The 25825-nt window shown below is 38.9% G+C and carries 28 protein-coding genes and 1 pseudogene; 20 read left to right on the top strand and 9 right to left on the bottom strand.

Annotation, left to right across the window (positions count from 1 at the left end; genetic code table 11):
- Positions 1-209: 209 nt before the first annotated feature.
- On the bottom strand, positions 210-2963 hold the full coding sequence (locus J2Y03_RS10350) for a dynamin family protein (protein WP_310193602.1): 2754 nt from the start codon (positions 2961-2963) through the stop codon (positions 210-212).
- A 243-nt stretch (positions 2964-3206) separates the two neighbouring features.
- Here J2Y03_RS10350 and J2Y03_RS10345 point away from each other — a divergent pair, with 243 nt between their 5' ends.
- From J2Y03_RS10345 to leuD, 16 genes are all read left to right on the top strand, one after another.
- Positions 3207-3716: a hypothetical protein gene (locus J2Y03_RS10345; RefSeq protein ID WP_310193599.1), complete on the top strand. Its 510-nt coding sequence runs from the start codon at positions 3207-3209 to the stop codon at positions 3714-3716.
- Between the two features lie 19 nt (positions 3717-3735).
- Positions 3736-3996, top strand: coding sequence for a zinc ribbon domain-containing protein (locus J2Y03_RS10340; protein WP_310193597.1), 261 nt, complete (start codon positions 3736-3738; stop codon positions 3994-3996).
- Positions 3997-4151: 155 nt separating this feature from the next.
- Positions 4152-4454 (top strand): hypothetical protein, encoded by a 303-nt coding sequence (locus J2Y03_RS10335; protein ID WP_132097135.1) that lies wholly within the window; start codon positions 4152-4154, stop codon positions 4452-4454.
- Positions 4455-4597: 143 nt separating this feature from the next.
- On the top strand, positions 4598-4936 hold the full coding sequence (locus J2Y03_RS10330) for a MerR family transcriptional regulator (protein WP_132097134.1): 339 nt from the start codon (positions 4598-4600) through the stop codon (positions 4934-4936).
- A gap of 142 nt (positions 4937-5078) precedes the next feature.
- The gene (locus J2Y03_RS10325; protein WP_310193594.1) at positions 5079-6359 is read left to right on the top strand and encodes an ammonium transporter; all 1281 of its coding nucleotides are present in this window, start codon (positions 5079-5081) and stop codon (positions 6357-6359) included.
- A gap of 69 nt (positions 6360-6428) precedes the next feature.
- On the top strand, positions 6429-7397 hold the full coding sequence (locus tag J2Y03_RS10320) for a DUF294 nucleotidyltransferase-like domain-containing protein (RefSeq protein WP_310193592.1): 969 nt from the start codon (positions 6429-6431) through the stop codon (positions 7395-7397).
- Complete coding sequence (locus tag J2Y03_RS10315; protein WP_310193589.1) at positions 7397-8131, top strand: exonuclease domain-containing protein; 735 nt, start codon at positions 7397-7399, stop codon at positions 8129-8131. The genes J2Y03_RS10320 and J2Y03_RS10315 overlap by 1 nt, the downstream gene beginning before the upstream one ends.
- A gap of 421 nt (positions 8132-8552) precedes the next feature.
- Positions 8553-9461 (top strand): branched-chain-amino-acid transaminase, encoded by a 909-nt coding sequence (gene ilvE / locus J2Y03_RS10310; protein WP_132097130.1) that lies wholly within the window; start codon positions 8553-8555, stop codon positions 9459-9461.
- 11 nt (positions 9462-9472) lie between these two features.
- Positions 9473-11140 (top strand): dihydroxy-acid dehydratase, encoded by a 1668-nt coding sequence (ilvD, locus tag J2Y03_RS10305; protein WP_310193587.1) that lies wholly within the window; start codon positions 9473-9475, stop codon positions 11138-11140.
- A 492-nt stretch (positions 11141-11632) separates the two neighbouring features.
- On the top strand, positions 11633-13360 hold the full coding sequence (gene ilvB / locus J2Y03_RS10300) for an acetolactate synthase large subunit (RefSeq protein ID WP_310193584.1): 1728 nt from the start codon (positions 11633-11635) through the stop codon (positions 13358-13360).
- Entirely contained in the window at positions 13357-13878 is a 522-nt protein-coding gene (ilvN, locus tag J2Y03_RS10295; protein ID WP_034677413.1) for an acetolactate synthase small subunit, read from the top strand. Before ilvB ends, ilvN begins: the two co-directional genes overlap by 4 nt.
- A gap of 23 nt (positions 13879-13901) precedes the next feature.
- Positions 13902-14933, top strand: a complete 1032-nt coding sequence (gene ilvC, locus J2Y03_RS10290; protein WP_132097127.1) for a ketol-acid reductoisomerase — start codon at positions 13902-13904, stop codon at positions 14931-14933.
- The gene (locus J2Y03_RS10285; protein ID WP_310193581.1) at positions 14920-16467 is read left to right on the top strand and encodes a 2-isopropylmalate synthase; all 1548 of its coding nucleotides are present in this window, start codon (positions 14920-14922) and stop codon (positions 16465-16467) included. Before ilvC ends, J2Y03_RS10285 begins: the two co-directional genes overlap by 14 nt.
- Positions 16468-16515: 48 nt before the next feature.
- The gene (gene leuB / locus J2Y03_RS10280; protein ID WP_310193578.1) at positions 16516-17622 is read left to right on the top strand and encodes a 3-isopropylmalate dehydrogenase; all 1107 of its coding nucleotides are present in this window, start codon (positions 16516-16518) and stop codon (positions 17620-17622) included.
- Positions 17623-17717: 95 nt separating this feature from the next.
- Positions 17718-19136 carry a 3-isopropylmalate dehydratase large subunit gene (gene leuC / locus J2Y03_RS10275; RefSeq protein ID WP_310193577.1) on the top strand — a complete coding sequence of 473 codons (1419 nt, stop codon included), beginning with the start codon at positions 17718-17720 and terminating at the stop codon, positions 19134-19136.
- Positions 19136-19720, top strand: coding sequence for a 3-isopropylmalate dehydratase small subunit (gene leuD, locus J2Y03_RS10270; protein WP_310193576.1), 585 nt, complete (start codon positions 19136-19138; stop codon positions 19718-19720). Before leuC ends, leuD begins: the two co-directional genes overlap by 1 nt.
- Before the next feature lie 69 nt (positions 19721-19789).
- On the opposite strand, the gene J2Y03_RS10265 is transcribed toward leuD, so the two are convergent.
- Both J2Y03_RS10265 and J2Y03_RS10260 read right to left on the bottom strand, forming a co-directional pair.
- Complete coding sequence (locus tag J2Y03_RS10265) at positions 19790-19921, bottom strand: hypothetical protein (protein WP_310193574.1); 132 nt, start codon at positions 19919-19921, stop codon at positions 19790-19792.
- Positions 19922-20081: 160 nt separating this feature from the next.
- Positions 20082-20408 carry a YnfA family protein gene (locus J2Y03_RS10260; RefSeq protein ID WP_310193572.1) on the bottom strand — a complete coding sequence of 109 codons (327 nt, stop codon included), beginning with the start codon at positions 20406-20408 and terminating at the stop codon, positions 20082-20084.
- 103 nt (positions 20409-20511) lie between these two features.
- Here J2Y03_RS10260 and J2Y03_RS10255 point away from each other — a divergent pair, with 103 nt between their 5' ends.
- A complete protein-coding gene (locus tag J2Y03_RS10255; RefSeq protein WP_310193569.1) occupies positions 20512-20775 on the top strand; it encodes a hypothetical protein in 264 nt (87 codons plus the stop codon).
- Between the two features lie 84 nt (positions 20776-20859).
- Positions 20860-20994 (top strand): hypothetical protein, encoded by a 135-nt coding sequence (locus J2Y03_RS10250; protein ID WP_310193566.1) that lies wholly within the window; start codon positions 20860-20862, stop codon positions 20992-20994.
- A 191-nt stretch (positions 20995-21185) separates the two neighbouring features.
- On the opposite strand, the gene J2Y03_RS10245 is transcribed toward J2Y03_RS10250, so the two are convergent.
- The 5 genes and pseudogenes from J2Y03_RS10245 to J2Y03_RS10225 form a co-directional block, all read right to left on the bottom strand.
- Positions 21186-21806: a hypothetical protein gene (locus J2Y03_RS10245; protein ID WP_310193563.1), complete on the bottom strand. Its 621-nt coding sequence runs from the start codon at positions 21804-21806 to the stop codon at positions 21186-21188.
- A 24-nt stretch (positions 21807-21830) separates the two neighbouring features.
- Positions 21831-22232 (bottom strand): iron chaperone, encoded by a 402-nt coding sequence (locus J2Y03_RS10240; protein ID WP_310193561.1) that lies wholly within the window; start codon positions 22230-22232, stop codon positions 21831-21833.
- Between the two features lie 39 nt (positions 22233-22271).
- The gene (locus J2Y03_RS10235) at positions 22272-22802 is read right to left on the bottom strand and encodes a GNAT family N-acetyltransferase (RefSeq protein WP_310194000.1); all 531 of its coding nucleotides are present in this window, start codon (positions 22800-22802) and stop codon (positions 22272-22274) included.
- An 18-nt stretch (positions 22803-22820) separates the two neighbouring features.
- Positions 22821-23336, bottom strand: a pseudogene (locus J2Y03_RS10230) (histidine phosphatase family protein); the annotation flags it as partial.
- The gene (locus J2Y03_RS10225; protein WP_132097118.1) at positions 23337-23747 is read right to left on the bottom strand and encodes a GNAT family N-acetyltransferase; all 411 of its coding nucleotides are present in this window, start codon (positions 23745-23747) and stop codon (positions 23337-23339) included.
- Between the two features lie 98 nt (positions 23748-23845).
- On the opposite strand from J2Y03_RS10225, the gene J2Y03_RS10220 reads away from it, so the two are divergent.
- Positions 23846-24241, top strand: a complete 396-nt coding sequence (locus tag J2Y03_RS10220; RefSeq protein WP_310193558.1) for a secondary thiamine-phosphate synthase enzyme YjbQ — start codon at positions 23846-23848, stop codon at positions 24239-24241.
- Positions 24242-24417: 176 nt separating this feature from the next.
- Positions 24418-25182: a DUF3891 family protein gene (locus J2Y03_RS10215; RefSeq protein WP_310193556.1), complete on the top strand. Its 765-nt coding sequence runs from the start codon at positions 24418-24420 to the stop codon at positions 25180-25182.
- 41 nt (positions 25183-25223) lie between these two features.
- Here the strand turns inward: J2Y03_RS10215 and J2Y03_RS10210 are convergent, their stop codons facing one another.
- A complete protein-coding gene (locus J2Y03_RS10210; protein WP_310193554.1) occupies positions 25224-25799 on the bottom strand; it encodes a GNAT family N-acetyltransferase in 576 nt (191 codons plus the stop codon).
- Between the last annotated feature and the right edge of the window lie 26 nt (positions 25800-25825).

Genomic DNA, 25825 nt, shown 5'->3' with positions numbered 1-25825 from the left:
CCTGAACATGTGTTTGTAGTTATATTCTACCAAAAACTACTTCAAATGTCTCGTAACATCACCTTAATTTTAAAATTATTCAAATATTATAAAAAGCAAAAAAGCACCAATTCACCCCCTCCTTAAAACTTTCCGTTTTTGAAGAAGGGGTACTCTTGGCAGAAATGATAGAAAAAGGGTGCCTCAAATTATGAGGCACCCTTTATTTATTAATAAATCGTTTGTACACCCTTGCCTGCAACTGTTGTCCATTCAAATTGGCGAAGTCTTACTTCGAATAATGTTAGCGGGTCGCGGAACATTTCTGGGTTCGTATTCATTTTCTTTAATACATCTTGATTGGTCGTTATTTGGGCCAATGATTCTTCGATTGCTTCATTAAGAATTTTCAATGGTTGTTTGAAAAACATAGTTATGTCGCGTTCCAATGATTTTTCAAAAAGCTCAAACTGTTGGAAGAAGCGTTCAATAACAATCTCAGTTGATTCAGAATAACTTTCATTTTTTACAAACGCTTTGTATTTGTTATAAAGCATAGCCTTATTTTGAGATAAGGCTCCAAATAGTTTCCCAGCACTTTTAAATAAAAATTGTGATGGAGTGTTGCGAAGTAAGATATTTACCTTTTCTAATTGGAACCTGCTCGTCATTCTATCAGTATCGCGGTGCCAATCATCTAGGACTTTAAAGTCACATTCTATCTTAATTCTCTCTTCCCCATACAAGCTATTCAAACCTTCAGCTATCTCATTTAAAAACTTCTGACCCTGCTCAAATTCTTCTTTACCATTGTTAATCCAATCTTGAAGTGATGCATAGTATTTTGGCATTACTTCCCGTTCCAAGTACTCTTGTATTCTACTATTCATCACATCATTAAGCTCGATATGAATCGTACTGAAATTGCTGTCTTCCTTGATTAACTCGGAACATTCTTGAAGCAGTTTCGGCACAGAGATTGAAATTTCATTTTGAATAGATTCTTTAATGGCACGATAGGACCTTGTAATGGCTTTTATATTTTGCGACTGGACATCCTTAAATTGATTAAGTGCACCATTTAACTTCATTACCACTTCTTCATTCCAGCGGACCGATTCAATCAATTGATTCTCAACATCAATTCTCTTTTGCAGCAGTCTGGAAATTGTTGTCCTGATGAAGAATAACAACTTCGCTAAACGTTTGTCTGCTAGGTTTCTAGTATCTTTTATCGATTGAATAAAACCTTTTAAATCAACTAATTGCTGTCCCCTTTCATACTGTGAGGAAAAGGCAAATACTTGAGCCTCAGGTAAATAAGACTGTATCTTTGAAGTAGTTTCATCAAAAATTCTAATTGCCTCCTGTTCATTCACAATCGTATCCATCTTATTCAAAAGAAAATGGATAGGCAAATCGGGAGCAAGTTCCTGAATTTGTGAAAGAGCAGCTTTCTCTTTGTCCGCAAACGGTGTATTCGCATCTAAGGCAAATAATAATGTATCTGCCATTTGTAGATACTGAAGCACTTCATAACGATCTTGATGGCTTCCATTTAAGCCCGGTGTTTCAATTAGTGCCAGTTTCTGCTCATATAAAAATGGAAAAGGCTGTTGAAATTCAATAATTGATTCTAGTGCATTTCGGCGTCGATCCATTCGCTCTTGGAATTGAGTAAAATCTTCGAGTGAAACCGTTTCTTGATCTGTAATTTCAACTATATTTAGATCCTCGTTATCCTTAAACATCACAAGCGAAGTGGTAGGACTATCCTGAATCTCTTCTCCAAGTATGTTATTAACAAAAGCAGACTTACCGCTGCCGCTAAATCCGGTAATTAATAAGTGATGGGTATCAAAATCATTCAAATGCTGTACCACCCAATTTAAGCGGTTATTTTCACCCATATCATGCATTTGTGCCCAATTGGTTATTGCCTCAAATAAAGTTAAACACTCTTCTAATTCATTAATGTGGCATTCTGTTTCGCTAATAAGATTTTCTGCCTCATTGACAATTGACATATTAATGCTTGTAGGAAATAACTCATTCCAGGATAATACAGCCGCTGAAACTAAGACCGTATGCTTCGGGACAGCTAAGCGCAGCCAATTTGTTAATAAATCAGGTACCAAATCTTCTAGTGTTTTAATAACGAAGTTTCCATTTATTAAACCAAAATAGGTATCATGATGGAGATTTGAAAGCAATTGCAAATGGCTATTTCGGCTAATATCAAGATTGAATAGAAGCTGATTGACCTCTTTTAACCACGTAAAGTAGGAATCTTCATTTTTGTAGCTGTTCCAAAGGGACATTGTCAACTGTTCAAACATTTCCTTGTCTAAACTATATAACTCAAATAGTGCTTGCAAGAAATAGTTTGGATGTAAATTTTTTGTTACACCTTTTTGGACATAAGAATTAACTGTATCGTACCATTCAAGAGAATCTGTTCGTTTTGCTTCATTTACCGCCAGCTCAATGGCATTTCCCCAGTCCTGTTGTTCCTCAAAATAGGCACGGGCAATCGTAGTCACATTTGGGTAATCTGGGTTCGAATCAATTGTTCTTTTTATAATCTCCACTGCTGCTTCCAGCTTTCCTCGTTCAATGTAAAGCGAAAACAGCTGGAGTGCCACTTCTGTCTTTAATGTAAGATTATTTGTATCTATGGAGAGATATAGGTCCTCGGCATTGGAAAGAAGACCTGATTCATAGTAGGCATCAGCTATATTTTTCCGTGCCCAAAGTTCAAGGTCCCCTGCAATGTTTTCCCATTTGAATATCGCTGCTTCAAAATCTCGATTGTGAAAATAAATTTCACCCTGTGCAAAGCGGATAGAAGTTAAATCGGGCAAATCTTTCTGAAGCTCTTCCTGGTACGCGTCACCTAACACACGTATGGGCTGTTCATTTTCATGTTCATTTATATACATTTGATAATATGACTTTTTTATTAATTGACTTTCCAACGTCATGTCTGTTACCCCCCTGGTACCACCACTTCTATGCATTCATATGGAAAAGAGGCAGATTTATTCCTCTATACAATTCGAACGATGTACGCATTTTTAGTCCTAATTATATCGATTCTACCACTCGAATTTTTTATTCCCATTTCAATTATATTTCAATTTGAATACAAAGGCTTCATTTAGCGCTTCTACTTTTATCAGAATTGAAAGTATAATGAATTCAAGCTGTAAAAAGGAGAATTCACGTTGAAAAAAGACGAAGCTACTCATTTGGCAGATTTGATAGATATATCAAGAACTGCCTCTTATGCGATTAAAAAAATGGAAACAGTTAACGGAACATTGCCACGGTTCCATCAATGGACAAACGGTAAGCAAACTTTGGCAGGTTTTGAAGTTACGCGAGTCGATAGCGATACTAGCTATTACTTTCTATTCATTGATTGGCACCGTAATGATAACTATTATTTAGTTATTTACCTGCATAATAAATCAACCACAGCAGCAGAGCTCAGGGTCATCGAAGAAATAGATGGAATTCCGCATATCGTTTGGATGTACAAGCCGTTGAAACGTGATGGAAAAAACGACCAAAGAAAAGCCTATTTCAAGCAAATGTTCGGCTCGACAACCCTACAAATCAAAATTCCTTTGTCTACTATAGAAGCGGAAGGATTCTTTGACCAATTATTTAGACTCTGCCAGAACCGTATGAAGGCAGATAAGATAGTTGACATATTTGATTTTAATAATTAATTAGAAGGAGCAACGGAACATGAAATCCTATAAACACTGCCAAAGCTGTGGAATGCCATTAGCAAAAGATGAACTAGGCGGCGGAACTGAAAAAAATGGTTCAATCAGCTTAAAATTTTGCAGCCATTGCTACAAGCGTGGAAAATTCACGGAGCCAAATCTTACCATGAATGAAATGAAAGATAGAGTAAAACAAAAAATTGTTGATTTCGGAATGCCTAGGTTTGTGGCCGGATTCTTAACAAGAAATACCCATAAACTTGAAAGATGGAACAAATAACGAAGGTGACTCACAGGGTCGTTGAATAACGGTCCTATTTTCGGAGATGGGGCTCTTTTTTTACAGAATTACTAGCTTACTAGGCTTTTGCCCACACTCTCCACACATACCTACATAATCTATAGGGTATTAAAACAAAAAGGGAGAGTTGCTCAATGTATCCTTATGGTTATTATCAAGCCCCTCAAGTGCAGAATGATTACAATCAATATGATCAGTTAGATCCGTATGCACAACAAAACCAATATGACCCGTATGATCCAGATAGACAGCCACAACAACTGGAGCGTAGAGTCAATCAACTTGAAAGACAAAATGAGCGTCAGGAAAGAGAAATCAGTCAGCTCCAACGTGACGTTAACCAACTTCAACGTCGTCTACAACGTGTCAACCAACGCCTGCGTCAAGTCGAAAGAAGATTTAACTTCCCATTCACTCCATTTGATGGTGAATATTAAGAAAGCCAAAGAACCGGGCCAACGCTCGGTTCTTTCTTTATAAAAAGGCTTAAAACTAAAACAATGTTAGATTATCTTACATATAGTATTGTAATAATTCAAAATTTTAATAAAATAAACAAAAGGAGGAGTGAAAGTTAAAAATGACAAATGACTTTTCCTATAAAGATAAAAAAGTAATTACGATTGGGGTAGTTAGGGATCTTACCGGTCTTTCCGAGAGACAAATACGCTATTATGAGGAAAGAAAACTGATCTTCCCTGAACGGTCCTCAGGGGGAAGCCGGAAATACTCCTTTTCGGATGTTGAGTTATTGGTGGAGATTGCCAATAAGATTGAAGATGGCGTGCAAACACATGAGATTAGAAAAGAAATGCTTCGCGCTCAGAAGAAGCAAAATCAAGATGATGTAAGAAGAAAGATGATTCAGGGACAATTAAATGCGCAATTTGGTTTACGAAAAGGTCCATCTTCCAAATAAGGAGGATGGTTTTTTTTTGCTAACGTTTAAAAACCGCGTTAGAAAACCTCACACAATTGTAGATTCCTATACTAAATTCATGTAAAAATACAAATACACCGAATGTTAAGAAAATTAACATGAATTCAAAGGGGGAAAAATGATGGATACTTTATTCTTGATGAACAGTTTATGGGTAATGGTTAGCGCAGTACTTGTCATTCTAATGATTGGAGGATTTATCCTTCTTGAAACTGGATCAACTCGAATGAAAAATGCTGGCCATATCGCAGGGAAAACGATACTTACGTTTGGTATCTCTTCTATCGTATTTTGGGCAGTAGGTTATGGTTTAATCTTCGGTGAAGGAAATCCACTAATCGGTCTTTCAGACTTCTTCTACTCCGGATATGACGTGGAAGGTTTAGCACTTTCCGGTTCCGTATTCTTTTTATTCCAATTAGCCTTTGCTGGTATATCATTAACGATTGCATTTGGCGGTTTTGCAGAAAGAGCAAAACTTGGAGCATACCTCGTATTCGCGGTATTATTCTCATTGATTGTTTATCCTCCCATTGCCCACTGGATTTGGGGCGGCGGCTGGTTAGCAGAACACGGTAAGCAAGACTTTGCAGGTTCAACGGTTGTTCACTTAACAGGAGCGATGGCTGCATTAGCAGCTACACTAATCCTTAAGCCTCGGATTGGAAAATATAATAAAGATGGTTCAGCAAACAATTTAGCAGGACATAACCAAGTATTTACCGCACTTAGTGTATTAATTTTATGGGTTGGCTGGTTTGGATTTAACGCAGGCAGTACTGTTTCGGTTGACGGTGCATTCTTCGGTTTCGTAGCACTTAATACCAACCTAGCAGCAGGTGCCGGCGTTATCGCTGCAATGATTATTTCTTGGATTGTAATGGGTAAAGCGGATGTTCCGACGATGTTAAACGGTGCGTTAGCTGGTCTGGTTGCTATTACCGCTTCCTGTGCCTTTGTTGATACATGGGCAGCAGTTCTAATCGGCTTCATCTCAGGATTCCTTGTATTTTATAGCATTCGTTTCTTTGAAAGCAAAGGAATTGATGATCCAATCGCTGCATTGTCTGTACACGGAACTGCTGGAATATGGGGAACCTTATCAACTGGATTTTTTGCAACACCTGAATTAGCAACAGTTGGTCAGCCTGGATTATTCTATGGCGGCGGCCTCCATCAGCTTGGAGTTCAAGCATTAGGTGTAGTAAGCAGTGGAGCGTTTGCTTTTATTGTATCCTTCATCCTTTTAACCATTATGAAGAGAGTCATGAATGGCTTACGCGTTACAGAAGAAGAAGAAATTATTGGACTTGACATGAGCGAGCATGGAAGCTATGGTTACCCTGAAATGATGAAAACGGAAAAAACTGTCATTAGTTCAGAGCCAAAGCTAAACGCTTAATTTCAACTTTCCATCCCCTTTCAAGTAAAGGGGATGGAATTATATTTTTTAAAGGGGTGAAATTAATGAATGAACAGTTATTTAGAGATTAGAAGATTCCGTGATGATCAGATTATTTGGGTTTCTCGTAATCATTTACAGTTAAACCAGCTGCATGATGAAATCATCACCCGTGTCATTCATGTATCGGTTAAACAAATGGAAGAAAGATATGGTCCCCTCCCCTGTCCCTTTACTTTTTTCATGATGGGCAGCGCGGGACGCTTTGAACAATCCGTTTGGAGCGATCAGGATCATGGCATTATTTTTCAACAACAAGGAACCAGAATACAAACTTACTTTCTAGTACTTGGGAAAGAAATTTCACAAGGCCTCCAGCTAGCCGGTTATGATTATTGTGATGGCGGAGTAATGGCTAGCAATCCTTTATGGTGTAAATCACAATCTGAATGGGAGAAGCAATTAGTACATTGGGCTATCGATTCCACTTGGGAATCTATTCGTCAGTTATTGATATTTATCGATGGGCGAACTCTTTACGGTGAAGTAGGATATCTGGAAAATCTAAAAAAAGGAGTTTATCAAACAATCCATAATGAAAATCTTCTAAAAAAGGTACTCAATAATACCCTCCACCTAAAAAAGGCAATCGGGGTCCTCGGTCAACTACTAGTTGAAACACATGGGCCACATACAGGTTCGATAAATATAAAGGAAAAAGCTCTATTTCCTTATGTGAATGCGGTACGTCTATTGGCTATTAAAGGGAATATACACGAAACCTCTACTCTTTCCCGGCTAGAGCGGCTGCCGGAAAATGAACTTCCTTTAATAAAGAAGGAATTATACAAAAACCATTTTTTAAAATTACTAAACTTGCGTCTATCACTTTCAAAACCTGACAATTACGAGAATAGCCATTATCTGGCTATCGCTTCCCTTTCAAAAAGGCAAAAAGAAGAAGTAAAAGAAATACTCAAGAACGGAGCTGCACTTTATCGATATATAAGAAATTTAGTAGAAAAGGAGGGTAACTAATGGGAATGAATGACATGATTCAGTTTTTTAGACAGATGTCCGGGAAGTTAGGTTCCAATATTTATGCAGGTGTACAGGGGCAAACCAACAAGCAAAATATCTCATTTATTCGGCAAATTCAAAAAGAAATGAAAGAAAATAACTGCCTTGAAACACCTCTTCACGAATTAAAGGTTGTGGTGTTTGATTTTGAAACAACGGGTTTCTATCCTGAAAAAGGAGATCAGGTTCTCTCCATTGGTGCAATCAAGATGACAGGGAATCAAATTATCAAAACAGAAACCTTCTATTCCCTAGTGAATTTCACACACCCCCTTTCTGAAAAGATTTCCGCCCTGACCAAGATTACAGAAGATGAATTGCGATCCGCACCAATGGCGTCTGATGTATTAATGGAATTCTTTAAATTTGTAAAGAATGATGCCCTTGTTGCTCATCACGCAAAGCATGAACAATCTTTTTTGCAAAAGTTGACATGGGACTTGTTAAAAACTAGATTTGAACACCGGATTATTGATACCTCCTTCTTACTACGATTATCAGATCCTATGATTAAATCTATGGCACTCGAAGACATTTGCCATGAATGTAAAATAGAAATAATTAATCGGCACCATGCCCTTGGGGATGCAAAAATGACTGCCTATGTTTGGGGCCATTATTTAGAACTTGCTCAGTCGCTGGGTTATAAGAATTTACGTGAAGTATATGAATACCTTGCAAAAATTAGATAGTAGCAAAATTGAAAAATAAGTATAGTAAAAAACTAATGTTCATTTCTTTATTATTTATTTACTGAGTAAACCAAGCTGTTTTATAAGTTGATTATAGTAGAATCACCTCGTAATATTACTTCAATTCTCTTGTCTTTGAAAACCTCAAAAAAAATTTTTTTACTATTTTAATTTCTCCCCAACCTTAATTTATCAACAATGTAAACGCTATCAGTTAATCCGATTTATTTGAATTGTCAGATTTTTATGTTGACCAAGATTTAGATTGGGTGTAAGATTACTGAAAATATAATTTGTATTAAAGATTCTTACAAATAAACATGCCATCGGTCATCTCTTACATAGGAGATTAGGCATGGATATTCTTTTACAATGGATTTTAACTATCTAAAGCGTTTTATCACTAAAAGGAGTGGTTAGGTTGGGAAGTCAATGGATTTTCCTTGACGAAAAATTCGTCAAGAAAGAGGATGCTGTAGTTTCAGTTTTTGACCATGGATTTTTATATGGAGATGGAGTATTTGAAGGCATTCGCGTTTATAGCGGAAATGTCTTTAGACTCGATGCCCATCTAAAAAGACTGTTCGAATCAGCACAATCCATTATGCTCAATATTCCTTATACAAAGGAAGAATTGACACAATTAATTGTCGATACGATTAGAAAAAATGAACTGGACAGCGCCTATATTCGTGTTGTTATTTCACGAGGTAAAGGAAACCTAGGACTGGACCCTTCCTCCTGCTCAAAGCCAAGCGTTATTATTATCGCTGAGGTACTAACCATGTATCCTAAGGAATTTTATGAAAATGGAATTAAAATTGCCTCAGTGCCTAGCAGAAGAAATCGCCCAGATGTTCTAAGTCCACAAATTAAATCACTGAATTATTTAAATAATATTCTAGTTAAATTAGAAGCCAATCAAGCTGGTGTACAAGAAGCTTTAATGCTCAATGATCAGGGTTATGTAACAGAAGGTTCCGCGGATAATATCTTTATCGTAAAGAATGGAGTCATCTATACACCACCTGTCTACCTTGGAGCATTAGAAGGTATTACCCGAAACGCCATCATTGATGTGGCAAGAGCTAAGGGCTATGAGGTTAGAGAATCTCCTTTCACTCGGCACGATGTATATGTTGCTGATGAGGTGTTCCTAACTGGAACAGCTGTAGAAGTTATTGCCGCGATAAGTGTCGATGGCCGCAAAATTAGTGATGGAAAACCTGGAAATGTTACAAATGACCTACTAGATGAATTCAGAAAAATCGTAACAACGGACGGAGTGGCTTGTTATCCTGAATCTACAAACCACGCAGTTGTCAGTTAGGAGATAAACAAATGAGAAGCGATATGATTAAAAAGGGGATTGATCGTGCTCCCCACCGCAGCCTATTATACGCAACAGGGGTTACAGTAAAGGACTTAGAAAAACCGTTTATCGGTGTCTGTAACTCATTTATTGAAATTATTCCTGGACACAAACACCTTAATCGTTTTGGTGAGATTGTTAAAGAAGCGATACGAGAAGCTGGTGGAATACCATTTGAATTTAACACGATCGGTGTCGATGATGGAATTGCAATGGGGCATGTTGGAATGCGATACTCCCTTCCAAGCCGTGAAATTATTGCTGATAGTGCTGAAACCGTAATTAATGCTCATTGGTTTGATGGTGTATTTTACATTCCGAACTGTGACAAAATCACACCAGGCATGTTAATGGCAGCAGTCAGAACCAACGTCCCTTCTGTTTTTGTATCAGGCGGACCAATGGAAGCCGGTGTTTCCTCTACCGGAAAAAATCTTTCTCTCACTTCTGTTTTCGAGGGAGTTGGAGCCTACCATAGTGGTAAAATGACTCAACAGGAGCTTCTTGATATTGAAACCGCAGCCTGCCCTACTTGCGGATCTTGTTCTGGAATGTTTACTGCAAACTCGATGAACTGTCTGATGGAAGTGTTAGGAATGACGGTTCCGGGTAACGGAACCATTGTAGCAACTTCTGATGAAAGACATGAGTTAATACGACAAGCAGCGAAACACTTAGTTGAATTAGTGAAAAAGGATATTAAACCACGTGATATTATCACAAGAGAAGCAATTGACAATGCATTTGCTTTAGATATGGCTATGGGGGGATCGACGAACACCGTTCTACATACCCTCGCCATCGCTCATGAAGCTGGTATTGACTATGATTTACGAGAAATTAATAAGATTGCTGAAAGAGTTCCATACTTAGCAAAGATTATGCCTGCATCTGATTACTCTATGGATGATGTACATCGCGCTGGAGGAGTTAGTGCCATTCTTAATGAGCTATGTAAAGTAGAAGGTGCGCTGCATCAAGATTGCTTAAGTATTACAGGTAAAACTCTTGCTGAGAATGTGGTGGAAGCAACAATAACAAATGAAAATGTCATTCGGACCAAAGATAATCCATATAGCCCTGTTGGTGGACTATCCATCCTATATGGAAACATTGCTCCAGATGGTGGTGTTATCAAAGTTGGTGCTGTGGATCCATCCATTAAAACCTTTCTTGGTGAAGCAATTGTTTTTGAGTCCCAAGAGGAAGCTCAAGAAAATATTAATAATGGAACAGTTAAGTCCGGTCACGTTGTCGTCATTCGTTATGAAGGACCTAAAGGCGGACCAGGAATGCCAGAAATGCTTGCACCAACATCAGCAATTGCTGGTCGTGGGTTAGACAAAGAAGTTGCACTCATTACTGACGGTCGTTTCTCAGGCGCCAGCAGAGGAATCTCAATTGGGCATATTTCACCAGAAGCTGCTGAAGGTGGTCCTATCGGACTCGTTGAAAATGGTGACAAGATACTAATTGATCTTCAGGCACGAACCATTGAATTACTTGTTGATGACGAGGTATTGGCTGAAAGACGCAGTTTATGGAAAAAGCCAGAGCCAAAAATCAAAACCGGCTACCTAGCCAAATACGCAAAGTTAGTTACATCCGCCAACACTGGCGGAGTTATGAAAATATAATTATTAGTTTTAGTTGCTGTCACTTTAACCTACTCAGGGTTTAGGCTCCCTTTTAATTGCCGAGGTTAAAGACATTGCAATAGACTAGAAAAATTTATAAAAAAAATCGATGACGGGAATAAAGGAATAAGAAAATGTATTTTCAGAGAGCTGGGGTTGCTGGAAGCCCAGTAATACACCTTATTCCGACATCATCCCTGAGTATTGAGCTGAACAGTCCTAACTTATTAGGCTCAATCGGGTGTCCATCTTTGGCACCTGTTACAAAAAGAAGCGGCTTGAGATTTTTTAATCGCTTCAAGAGGCAGTATTCGTGAGGATGCTGTAAAACCGGGTGGTACCGAGAATTGGAAGGCCTTTTCTCCCCGATTTATTCTGCTTTTATTTGTAATTGCAGTTTATTCGGAGAGGATAGGGTCTTTTTACTATTTTTTGGAGATATTTAGTTTAATTGTTTTAAAGTTTCGAATATCCACAAGGAGGGATTACGAGGTGAAAGTAGAAGAAAAGCCGGACTTCCAAACCAGTGCGGCACCCAAAACTGGTGCAGACCTGCTCATTGACTTATTAATAACTGAAGGAGTGGATACGCTTTTCGGGTATCCGGGCGGTGCTGTCCTGCCAATATATGACGCGATTTATCGTGCAAGAGGCACCATTAAACACGTCCTCTTCCGTCACGAGCAAGGAAGCATTCATGCTGCTGAAGGTTATGCACGCATAACTGGGAAACCCGGGGTCGTTATTGCAACTTCAGGACCTGGAGCAACCAACCTAGTTACTGGAATTACAGATGCAATGATGGATTCTTTACCTCTAGTGATTTTCACTGGTCAGGTAGCACGCGGAGTTATCGGAACAGATGCATTCCAGGAAGCAGACGTAATGGCTATCACGACACCCATTACCAAACATAATTACCAGGTGCAAGCCATTTCCGATTTACCAAGGATTGTAAAAGAAGCATTTCATATTGCTTCGACAGGCCGTCCAGGTCCAGTTTTAATCGATATTCCAAAAGATATCTCTGCTGGAGAATTAACCGAAGTACCTGCAGAAGGAACGATCCACCTTCCTGGCTACCAGCCGACAACTAAGCCTAATCCGCTGCAGATCAAAAAACTTGCTGACGCCATTACAAAGTCAGTAAAACCGGTTATTCTTTCAGGGGCTGGTATCCTGCACGGTAAAGCTTCTAAGGAGTTAACATCTTTTGCTGAAAAGCACAAGATTCCAGTTGTAACCACTCTTCTTGGTCTTGGTACTTTTCCAGCTAATAGTCCTCTCTCTCTTGGAATGGGCGGCATGCATGGAACGTATACAGCAAACATGGCAATATACGAATCAGATTTACTTATTAATATCGGTGCCCGCTTTGATGACCGACTCACAGGGAGTTTAAAGCATTTTGCTCCAAACGCTAAGGTTGCCCATATTGATATCGATCCTGCTGAAATTGGAAAAAATGTTCCAACTCAAATACCAATTGTTTCTGATTCAAAGGAAGCTTTAGTTGAATTAATGAATCAGACATCAGAGTCTCCAGAGGCTGAAGATTGGTTAGCAACATTAAATAAGTTAAAAGAAGAATTCCCATTATGGTATAAGCATGATCAAAATGGAATGTCTCCACAGTGGCTGATTGAAGCCATTCATAAAGTAACAAATGGAGATGCTATTGTCACGACGGACGTTGGTCAGCACCAAATGTGGGCAGCTCAGTATTACAATTTTGAAAAACCACATCGCTGGGTTACTTCCGGTGGACTTGGAACGATGGGCTTCGGCTTCCCTGCTGCTATCGGTGCACAAATGGCTTCTCCAGGCAGCACAGTTGTAGCAATTGTCGGTGACGCTGGCTTCCAGATGACCTTACAAGAGTTATCCGTAATCTATGAACAGAACCTTCCAGTCAAGATCATCATTGTCAATAACGGTGCCCTAGGTATGGTTCGACAATGGCAGGAATTGTTACATGGAAACCGTATTTCTGAATCTATCCTTAATACGCAGCCAGATTTTGTGAAACTTGCTGAGGCTTATCATATCAGAGGATTAAAGATTGAAAGCCAAGAAGAATTGATTACAAAGCTTCCTGAAGTATTTGCTTATGATGGTCCTGTATTAATGGATTGCCGAGTGCTCCAGGAGGAAAAAGTCTTCCCGATGATCGCTCCTGGAAAAGGAATACATGAAATGATTGGGGTGAAACCATCATGAAACGGATTATATCCTTAACCGTTCAGGACCGCAGTGGTGTATTAAACCGAGTCACTGGTCTCTTACAAAGACGGCAGTTTAATATTTCAAGTATCTCTGTTGGCCCCACTGAAACTGAAGGGATTTCAAAGATGACCCTAGTGGTTGAAGTCGAGGATGAGCAGCGACTTGAGCAAGTTACAAAACAACTAAACAAACAAATTGATGTATTAAAAGTTTCCGATATTACGGATAAGGCCATTGTCGCACGTGAACTTGCCTTAATTAAAGTTGCTGGCAGCTCACAGCTTCGCAGTGAAATTAACGGAATCATTGACCCATTCCGTGCCTTGATTATTGACGTTAGTAAAGACAGTTTAACGATTCAGATCACTGGGCGGCCAGACAAAATTGACGCGTTGATTGACTTACTTCGCCCATATGGAATTAAAGAAATTGCTAGAACAGGACTAACCGCCTTCTTACGCGGGCATCAACCACAGGTTAACGAGTTAACTACCTACTCTCAAATAAAATAAACATTTTCGAAGGGATGATTATAATGGCTAAAGTATTATATAACGGAGATATTCAAGAGGCAGTTTTACAAGGAAAGAAGATCGCAGTAATTGGATACGGCTCACAAGGTCATGCTCATGCATTAAACCTAAAGGAAAGCGGTTTTGACGTTGTTGTAGGTTTAAGAGAAGGAAAATCTTGGGATAAAGCAGTTGAAGATGGTGTTGAAGTAACTTCAGTTGCAGAAGCAACTCGTCAAGCAGAAGTTGTAATGGTTTTACTTCCAGATGAAATGCAGCCAAAAGTATACGAAGAAAGCATCAAACCAAACCTTGAAGCTGGTAACTCTCTAGTATTCGCACATGGTTTCAACGTTCATTTTACACAAATCGTTCCTCCTGCTGAGGTAGACGTATTCCTAGTTGCTCCTAAAGGACCAGGACATTTAGTTCGACGCACCTATACAGAAGGCGCTGGTGTTCCAGCATTATACGCAGTTTACCAAGACTACACTGGTCAAGCACGTGACCTAGCTCTAGCTTATGCTAAAGGGATCGGTTCTGCTCGTGCAGGTGTATTGGAAACTACTTTCCAAGAAGAAACAGAAACAGATTTATTCGGAGAACAGGCAGTTCTTTGCGGCGGTACTACTGCCCTTATCAAAGCTGGTTTCGAAACTCTTGTTGAAGCTGGTTATCAGCCTGAAGTTGCTTACTTTGAGTGTTTACACGAATTAAAATTGATCGTTGACCTTCTATATGAAGGAGGATTAGAAAACATGCGTTATTCTATCTCTGATACAGCTCAATGGGGAGATTTCGTTTCTGGACCACGTGTTGTTAACGAAGATACTAAAGCACGCATGAAAGATGTATTAACAGACATTCAGACAGGTGCATTTGCGAAAGGCTGGATCTTGGAAAACCAAGCAAACCGTCCGCAATTTAACGCAATTAACCGTACTGAAAATAACCATCAAATTGAGGTAGTTGGTCGTGAGCTTCGTGCCTTAATGCCATTTATTAAAAAGCCTGTGAATAATAAGAAAGAAGTGGTGGTAAATGGTTCACGTTAACATCTTTGATACGACACTGCGCGATGGTGAACAATCTCCAGGTGTGAATTTAAACCAGCTCGAAAAACTAGAAATCGCTAGACAACTAGAAAGGTTTGGCGTGGATATTATGGAGGCCGGTTTCCCGGCTTCCTCCCAAGGGGATTTCGAAGCAGTTAGAGCAATTGCCCGGACGATTAAAAACAGTTCCGTCACAGGCCTGGCAAGAGCAACCAAATCGGACATTGACATTGCGTGGGACGCTTTAAAAGATGCTGCAGAACCAAGGTTGCATGTTTTTCTTGCAACCTCCCCTATTCATATGAAATATAAATTGTTTAAAACACCTGAGGAAGTCATTCAAACATCTGTCGATATGGTGAGTTATGCAAAACAAAGATTCCCTCATATCGAATGGTCTGCAGAAGATGCTTCCCGTTCTGATCTTGATTTTCTTGTCAAAATCATTACGAAGGTCATCGATGCTGGAGCAACTGTCATTAACCTTCCAGACACTGTAGGTTATGCAACTCCAGCAGAATATGGTTACATGTTCCGTTATATCAGAGAAAACGTTCCAAATATCCATAAAGCTGCCCTATCCTGCCATTGTCATGATGATCTAGGAATGGCTGTAGCCAATTCCCTCGCGGCAATCGAAAACGGTGTTACCCAGGTTGAAGGTACGATCAACGGAATTGGTGAACGTGCTGGAAATGCCTCACTTGAGGAAATTGCCGTTGCTTTTAATATAAGAAAAGATAAATACCCTTTTACTACGAATCTAGTATTAAAAGAAATCAAACGTACAAGCGACTTAGTCAGCCGCTTTACAGGAATGATGGTTCCTGGAAATAAAGCAGTTGTTGGAAAAAATGCCTTCGCCCATGAGTCGGGAATTCATCAAGATGGTGTGTTAAAAAATGCCTTAACCTATGAAATTATTACTCCTGAAATGGTTGGTATTCAATCCAATGATTTGGTCCTTGGTAAACATTCAGGACGTCATGCCTTTAAGGATAAAATTGAAAATATGGGCTTCACATTATCAGCTGAAAAGCTTCAAGAAGCGTTTACAGCTTTTAAACAGCTCACCGACCGTAAAAAAGAAGTCACCGACGAAGATTTATTTACGATATTAACAGACATCCAAACAGCAGTTGCTGATGTTAAGAAATATGAGCTTTTGGCTTTCCAAGTTCATTATGGTTCTGCCAACCTCCCTACTGCAACAGTTGCACTCAACACGCCAGAAGGCGTTCGAGCAGAAACTGCCCGTACGGGTTCAGGCAGCGTTGAAGCTCTAATGAATACATTGGAAGCTCTCATTAAAGAAGAAATTCATCTTACAGATTATAAATTAAATTCAGTTGGTCAAGGGCGAGACGCATTGGCTGAAGTACATGTAAAAATGACGGTTGATGGTGTGCAGGTAAGTGGCCGTGGATCAGCTCAGGATGTATTAGAAGCTTCTGCTAAAGCGTTCCTCAATACTGTAAATCGAGTATTTTTTAACCAAAAAGCTGTGGTTCAACCAGAACCAGCTCAAGTTTAAAAGTCCTTTCTCGAGGCGATGTAAAAAATGATGAGGAGGTTGCTTCGAATGAAAAAACGTATTGTATTACTACCTGGTGATGGGATTGGCAAGGAAGTTATTAATTCTGCAAAAGACGTTTTGAATGCAATTGCTGAAGAGTTTAACCATAGTTTTACCTTCGAAACCCATGAAATCGGAGGGGCAGCCATTGATCAATACGGCAATCCGCTGCCAGAAACAACCATTGACGCCTGTAAGCAGGCAGATGCTGTATTATTAGGTGCGGTTGGCGGCCCGAAATGGGATAACAACCCCTCCCATTTACGCCCTGAAAGAGGATTACTTGGTATTCGGAAGGCACTTGATTTATATGCAAATTTAAGACCCATTAAAGGGTTTAAAAATTTGCTGCATGCTTCACCTCTTAAAGAGGAAGTTGTTGCAGGCAGTGATTTATTGATAGTCCGCGAGCTAACAGGTGGGATTTACTTTGGAACACCTAGTGAAAGGCGCGATGGCGGAAATGTGGTCGTAGATACACTTGCCTATACTCGCTCTGAGATTGAAAGAATTGTGGATAAAGGTTTTCAAGCGGCACAAGGACGGCGCGGACACCTAACTTCTGTCGATAAAGCAAATGTCTTGGAATCAAGTAAGATGTGGCGCGAAATTGTCGAAGAGAAAAAAGCTCAGTATCCAGATGTGGTTGTTGAGCATGTATTGGTTGATGCGGCTGCAATGAAATTGATTACAAATCCTTCTAAGTTCGATGTTATTGTTACAGAGAACATGTTCGGTGACATTCTTAGTGATGAAGCCTCTGTTCTAACAGGTTCACTGGGAATGCTTGCTTCAGCTAGCCTTAGTGAAGATGGCGTTGGTTTATATGAACCTGTCCATGGGTCTGCACCAGACATCGCAGGCAAAGGTGTTGCCAATCCGACTGCCATGATTTTATCAGCGGCGTTAATGCTGCGTTACTCTTTTCAATTAGATAACGAAGCAAAATTGATTGAAGATGCAGTTCAGTCCGTGTTAGACGCTGGTTTCCATACAGCAGACCTTAAGATTTCTGAAGGAAGACTAGTTGGTACAGCTGAAATGACTCGCTTAATCGTGGATTATATTAAGTCACAAAATGCGTCAAAATGTATTATGAACTGTTACGTATAATTTAATGGGGCGGATTAAGAAGCCGCTGGGCACATAGGTCCGGCGGCTTCTCTTCCCTCTTTTTTACTAAATCTATAAATGTGAGGAAGGGCATTATGCAAAAACCAAAAAATATCATACAAAAAGTTTGGGAGCAGCATGTGGTATATCAAGAAGAAGAAAAACCAGATTTACTCTATATTGATTTACACCTTGTTCATGAAGTGACCTCTCCTCAAGCATTTGAAGGCTTACGAATGAATGGTCGTAAAGTACGCCGCCCGGATCTGACTTATGCAACAATGGATCACAATGTTTCCACACGTGATAGAAATGTCATCAACGATCCTGTTTCAAAAAAACAAATTGATACATTAAAAGAAAATTGTCAGGAATTTGGTGTGGAGCTTTCCGATCGGCAGCATCCAGACAATGGGATTGTTCACGTAATTGGTCCTGAGCTTGGACTGACACAACCTGGTAAGACAATTGTTTGTGGCGATAGTCATACTTCTACACATGGTGCGTTTGGTGCACTAGCGTTCGGAATAGGGACAAGTGAAGTGGAACATGTCCTGGCAACACAAACAATTTGGCAAGCACCTCCAAAAACAATGAACGTAAAGGTTAATGGCAAGCTTGGAACAGGCGTAACTGCAAAGGACTTAATCTTAGCGATTATCGGTAAATTCGGTGTTCAATTTGGAACCGGATATGTGATGGAATATACAGGTGAAGCAATTCGCTCCCTTTCAATGGAAGAGCGTATGACTGTTTGTAATATGTCCATTGAGGCTGGTGCAAGAGCAGGCTTGATATCTCCAGATGAAACAACTTTTGAATATATGAAAGGCCGCCGTCACGTTCCTAAAGGTGAGGCTTTCGAAGAAGCAGTGGCAAAATGGCGTTCCCTAGCTACTGATGAAGGTGCCGACTATGACGCGGTGGTTGAAATTGAAGCTTCTGAAGTGGAACCACAAGTCACTTGGGGAACTAACCCAGGTATGTGTATCCCAATTACGGCTTCTGTTCCAAATCCAGACAATGAAGAAAAATCCAATAAAAAAGATGAAATTTCTAGGGCCCTTCAATATATGGGACTTGAAGCCGGTCAACCGATTTCAAGTGTAGAGATTGATCATGTGTTTATCGGTTCTTGCACAAATTCACGGTTAAGTGATTTACGTAAAGCAGCTGATGTCGTTCGCGGACACAAGGTTAATCCTAAGGTGAAGGCCATTGTTGTTCCAGGCTCGTTTAGTGTTAAACTGGCTGCGGAAAAAGAAGGCATTGACCAAATTTTTAAAGAAGCAGGCTTTGAATGGCGTGAAGCTGGCTGTAGTATGTGCCTGGCAATGAATGATGACATTGTTCCTCCAGGTGGACGCTGTGCTTCCACTTCTAACCGGAATTTTGAAGGCCGTCAAGGAAACGGTTCACGTACCCACCTTGTCAGCCCTGAAATGGCAGCTGCTGCTGCAGTTTCAGGACGTTTCGTTGATGTTCGTCAGTTTACTGCTCAGGAGGTATTATAATGGAACCACTACGCATTCATACAGGAGTCGTTTGCCCGTTAGATCGGAGCAACGTTGATACAGACCAAATTATTCCGAAACAATTCCTTAAAAGAATTGAACGAAGCGGTTTTGGGCAATTTTTATTTTATCACTGGCGCTTTGATGATGATGGTAATCTTCGAAAGGATTTTTCAATGAATCATCCAAAATATCAGGGAGCATCTATTTTAGTTGCTGGTGAAAACTTTGGCTGCGGCTCCTCCCGTGAACATGCACCATGGGCGATTCAGGACTTTGGCTTTAAAGTGGTTATTGCACAAAGCTATGCAGATATTTTTAAAAATAACTGCGTGAAAAATGGTATTCTTACGATTCAAGCTAGTGAAGAACAGGTTCAAAGTATTATGCGTAAAGCTGAATCTGAGGAGTACTCTCTTACAGTCAATCTGGAAAATCAAATTGTTACTGACAATCAGGGGTTAGAGTTTACGTTTGATATTGCTCCTTACCCTAAAGAAATGCTTCTTAACGGCTGGGATGAAATTGGTGTTACTTTGAACTATGAAGATAAAATTTCACAGTATGAGTTAGCACATAAATAAGAGAATGAGCTTGGATGTCCAAGCTCATTTTTATGTTTTTTTTTCCTAGCGAAGTAATGATGACCATTTTCATGATTTTTCCCATGGATTTTGGTCATCATCGATGTTATGATGACCTATTTTATGATAGTTCCCATGGTTTTGGTTATCATCAATGTTATGATGACCATTTTTATGATTTTTCCTAATAGTTTTGGTCATCATCAGCTCGATGAAGAATACAAGACCCTTGACTAAACCAATTCTTCTGATTGTCCTCAAATGGCATGTACAAATTAAAATGAAAAATTGTAGGTAAACTCTGAGACAAATACCCTTTTACGACATTCTAAAAATAAGCTTGGACAGCCAAGCTCACTTTTTATTGTCTTGGTGCTAATAACATCACCAAAACACCTATTATACATATTCCGCCGCCGACCCAATCATATAAGTCAGGAGTTTTTTTATCGATGCCCCATCCCCACAGTAGTGAAAGCACGATGAAGACTCCCCCATATGCTGCATAAACTCGTCCAAATGATGGAAAGGCCTGAAAGGTAGCAATCACGCCGTACAGGGCCAACACAACTCCGCCAATTAATCCCCAGTAGGATGGCTTCCCTTCCCGCAGCCATTGCCAGATTAGGTATCCTCCGCCTATCTCTGCTATGCCTGCTAATATAAATAGTACAGTTGCTTGAATCATCTAGATCCCCATCCTTTAAATTAATTCTCCCATCTATCAAGTTGGTATAAAAATAATCACGTAACATAGTTTTATACAAGGGACAAGATTAGGAGTGATATTTTTGCTTAAATTAATTATTTTTGTTTTTTTCGTACTTCTATCCGTTACATTACTCTTCTTAATATTAACAAATAAGAGGCAGCAAATTATTCAAACTTACTCATTATCTGCTTTTTTAGGGGCAAGTTCTGAAGATGATATGCAGGAATCAAAACAATCGTTAATCGAAAAAGTTAATGAGTTTTTTGGGGATAATACTGATGAGACAAATGATGGGGATGGGGATATAGACGGGGACGGGGGAGGCGATGACGGGGGAGAATAGTCACAATCCATAAAGAATAATGCACTCCTTATTAATAATAATAAAGTATGAACAAATAATAAGTTACGAAAAGGAGGGATTTATATGGACGGAAAATATAATACGAACGATGATGCAAGTGTGGAGTTAAAGAAGGCACTAAATAAAACTACACCTAGGAAGAATCCAAATATGAGCGAAGCTGAAAATAAGATGAAATATCAAGGAAAGAAAAGCTAAATCAACAACAGATAGAAGGTTAAGGACAGGGGTTCACCTTACCTATTCGGATATGGGGTGTAAAAAGGTAAATCACTATAAGTTTTAAGCGTGAATTCACAATAGAATTCACGCTTTTATTTTTGTTTTCATAACGCTATTGAAGGACAAAAATTTATAATATTTCATAGATTTTTATACTCCACACTACCCTAATCCAAATCGAATACTATTTCAAGACCAGTTGGTTTGCCCTTGAAATAGTCGTGATATTCTTTAAAAATTAGATTAAGTCCAGAAGGATCATCTGGAATGGGCGGAGAAACTATATAATTTTGTCGGAAGTGTCCATCAGAACCGCTTCCACTATCTGTTCGACATTCGTAGTTTTCTCCTAAACTTAGCTCGAGGAATGGGTGATGACTCATGTGCCGCAGGTGGCGATGATCATCGATACCTTCAGTCTTGTCTTCCCAATCAATATTTAATTGGACTACGCTGGCATTCTCGAATTGACGAATAAATGTTATCGTGTACAACCTATCATTTTTTTCAACCGATTTTAGAACCGATAAATGCTTAATAAAATTCTCAGGCTCAACTCGAGGTTTAAATTCCGCTTCCATTCTTAATGTCGAAAATATCGAATTTAATAAATCCTCATACTGATCATACTTTTTTGCCCATTCCGCGATTTGATTTGGAGGAGGAAATCCTGGGTTATTGTTTGATACATCCTTTCTCTCCTTCAGTAATGCACAGATTTGCTCATCAATTGAAAGTATACGTTCATCATAATGGTCAGTTGGCCGTTCAAAAGGCATTCGCTTCATACTAGCTCCTCCACTTCCCTGTTATCATTTTTCCAACGGCTTCTTCTTTTTTAAAATTTTTGCTTCTGCTTTCTTCTTATTTTCAGCAACCCGAAATTTAACAATTTCACTAATTACTCCATATGGTATCGGCTTGTCTTTCGGAAACTGGACTGCTCCTTTGGAACTTTTAAATTCAGATAATTCATGTTTAAAAGCCTCAATTCCACTTGGAGCTGGATAAAAACCAATGTGATTTTTATTGGCCGCGAAATGAACTAGATTTCCATGTAAATAAAAAGTAGGCATTTGATAACTTATCTTTTCTACTGAATCTGGTGCCGACTCCTTTATTACATTCCTTATCTTCTTTAGTGTTTCTTGAACTTCACCTGGAAATTGTACTATGTATTCATCGATTGAATTAATTGTTTTGTTTCCTTCCATGATTTCTCCTTTCTTATTCAAATTGACCCATTAAAAATATTATAGCTCAATCCAGAATCTCTTAATAATGTTTCCATCTTCTTCGATAAAATCGGTATCTGGAACGCCTCCATTTTTGAAAATCGTCTTGAAGGAACCTGTATTTTGTTCATCACAAACAACAAGGGCTTTTCGTATACCTAACTCTTTAGCTTTTACAAGTGACAATGACAATAATTTGGTCGCAAAACCTTTCCTTCTCTCTGAAGGACGAATACCATAACCAATATGTCCGCCACTATTTAATAAAAAAGTTGTTAATTGATGTCTAATATTCACTGCACCAAGTATTCTTTTGTCTTGGTCTATTAACCAAAATGTTGAGTCAGGCACCCACACTTCTGGCAGATTAATTCCTTGCTCGTTATCCTTTAAAAATTGGACCATTGCCTCAAAGTTTGAAGGGTCTTTTTGAATAACCCAAGGTACCATATTCTCTTTGCTTTCTAACCATTCTTTATAGAATGAGAGGTATTCTTCTTTCAACTCCACCGTTGGCTTAATTAAGGATAGTTGTTGATCTGATTCTATTAACAATCTTTCATATGTTACTGTTTCTTTCTCTATTTTCAAAATAAACACATCAGGATTTTGTAAACTTCTCCAATCTTCGAAGCCAAATTGATGAAAATAATGTTTTAAAAGTAATGACAATAAATTACCATGTGTAACAATGATGGTATTTTGAACCGAACTGTCTAGAACTTCCTCAACCACCCCAACGATTCGTTTCATTGCTTCATTACTAGACTCTCCACCTTCATATTTCAATTCTAGATCATCAAAGGTGGCTTTTAGTTTTTCAAGCCAATCGGGAAGATTTTGGTTACTTAATACACGTTCTGTTAACAGCTCATTTTTTCCAATTTTAAGATTCCTTTTTTTTGCAAGTGGTTCTACCGTTTGAACTGCACGCTTATAAGGACTAGAGATAATGCTGTCCACAGGAATATCTTTAAAGAATTTCGATAATTGGTTAGCTTGTTGAAAGCCATCGTTTGTTAGTGATGCTTCAGCCGGCTGCCCTTCAGCTTCACAATGCCTAATAAGATAAATTTTCTTCATTCACTTCCACTCCCATTCTTGAAAGGTCTTTCTGAATCCGTAAAATGGACGATATCCCTGACTTTCATAAAAAGTATGAGAGGTACTTGAAGCAAGCAGTTCCATTCTCGTACTTGGATATTTAGCATGGATGTACCGAAGTAACTCTCTCCCGATACCTGCACCACGATACTTTTGGTCAATTAATAATTCACAAATATATAGAGTGATACGCTTGTCGGTAAAACCTCTTATATATCCCACTATTCCGTCGCCTTCTGCTTCAACAACCAACGATACATTTGAATTTTTCCATGCCTCTTTTGTATCCTCATTCTTTTCTACTAAGTTATTCCAGCCCTCTTCCTGATTTAACTCTTGAATTCTATTAAAATCACTCTCTTGATACTGTCGGATATGTATGTGATTCATTGATTAGCCCTCCCTATCATAATACTGATAATACTTTGGATGAAAAACTCAAAATATCGACTATAATAATTTGTAATAGATTCGAAAGGAAGTATACTATGCTAAAAAAATTTACGTTAAAAACAAACACCCGTGATCAAATGATAGAAGTTACACATCAGGTTCAGGAATTCATTACAGAAAATAACCTGCGGGAAGGATCTGCTATTGTGTATTGTCCACACACGACTGCTGGCATTACCATTAATGAGAACGCAGACCCCGATGTGAAACGAGACATGATTCGGCGCTTTGACGAAATTTATCCATGGCACCATGAACTGGATCGACATATGGAGGGCAATACCGCAGCCCATATGAAAGCAAGTAATGTCGGGTCTTCACAACATGTTATTATTACAAACGGACAATTGCTGTTAGGTACGTGGCAGGGCATCTATTTTTGCGAGTTTGACGGACCACGCACACGAACTTTTTATGTAAAAATCCTCTAACCTTAAAATTATTTAGCCGAAATAGTTAATTCTTTATAAGATAGTTTTTTTCCTTCTTTTGTGATCTAGATTGCAGGAAGTTATTTGGTTTAAATCTACTGGATAAAGGAAATATAAAAGGAAACATGAGAAATCCGAACAAGTTCAGTTTTTACAAAGGAAAGGGATTTACGAGAATGATTATACTGGAACGGGAACAAAGCTATCTTATGGTAACTCAGAATGACCACGCCCAAATTGCAGGAGTAATCGCCCGGAATTGCACAGAGGATTATTTTTTTAAAGATAACCGAACACAAGAAGTACTGCTGGCAATCCAAGAACATGATCGAGGTTGGATTGAGTTGGATTCGTCTCCCGTATGGAACGATAAAACGGAGAAACCATACTCTTTTATCGATTATCCGCTTGCACTCAAAATTACTTTTTATAAAAAGGGCTTAGATGAAGTAGAAAAAATGAGCAAGTACGCGGGATTATTATGCAGTTTGCACTATTCCTCGTTTATTCAGGATTCAAGCGTGCCGGCTGTCAGGGAATTTTGGAAAGAAGAAAAGCAAAGACAAGAACAACTTTCAAAGGAATTGCAATTAGAGGGTAATGAGACTAAACAAGAAACTCTCATGTACCACTTAGATCTATTAAAATTTTGTGATTATCTGTCCCTGTATATTAGTCTCAATGAACCTGGCGATAATAAAGGGATCCACCCTTTTTTTCGCAATGGATTTCCACAGTTATTTGCTTTTGTTACGGACAAGCCAATTGTCGCTCATTGGGAAAACCAAGAAACTGTTTCGCTTTCCTTCTCCCCTCTGAAGGGTGAAATGGAGGTGAAATTGCCCTATAGAGCCGTAAGTAAAGAACACATTGAGACAAACGGCGTCTTACAAGCATACAAAGATACCCCGGTTTCTATTAGGAAGGTAGTATTTAATTAAATTTTAAAAATGCTCTACTCCATTAAGGAGTATAGCATTTCTCATAGGTTGTCTAATATATTTTGACTTTGTGGTTCTTCATTAAAGGTTAATACCTCATCAACATGTTCGTAGGATTCCCCATAAAAATGTCGATCCTTATAGGTATGTATCTTATCATACGTTTTTCTCATAGCTTCAAAAATTAGCTCTTCCGACTCATTATTTGGTGCCCAATAGAGAATTTCCATTTTATTAAGCTCATTTGTAGCTAGCGATTTTCTTTCATACCCAACTGAAGTAGCGTGTTCAAAGCTTTCGCGCTTATAAAAATGAAGCCTTTTTTCAGTATCACTGTCCTCATAGTTTACTGGTTCAACTTCGAGAATAATTGGTTTTCCTTTTTGCTTCATTTTTTCCAAGAGCTTATGTCCAAGTCCCTGACCGCGGGCATTTTTTGAAACAAAAAGATAATCAATAAATACAAAGTCATCAGATTCAGCATACATCAACACATGATTTTGTCCCTCATCTTTATGATAAATTTCAGAACGCTCTCTCAGCAACGTTTCCATATGCTCTCTCGATTTCATTTCTTCAACTGGAAAATACTGATTTAATTTCTCGTACCAATGCATTACATTACTCCTCTGTATTAAGTCTT

The sequence above is a fragment of the Neobacillus niacini genome (assembly GCF_031457145.1).
Lineage (GTDB): Bacteria > Bacillota > Bacilli > Bacillales > Cytobacillaceae > Neobacillus > Neobacillus niacini_J.
The sequence above is the reverse complement of the archived record's forward strand: the minus strand, read 5'-3'. Positions and strand labels throughout refer to the sequence as shown.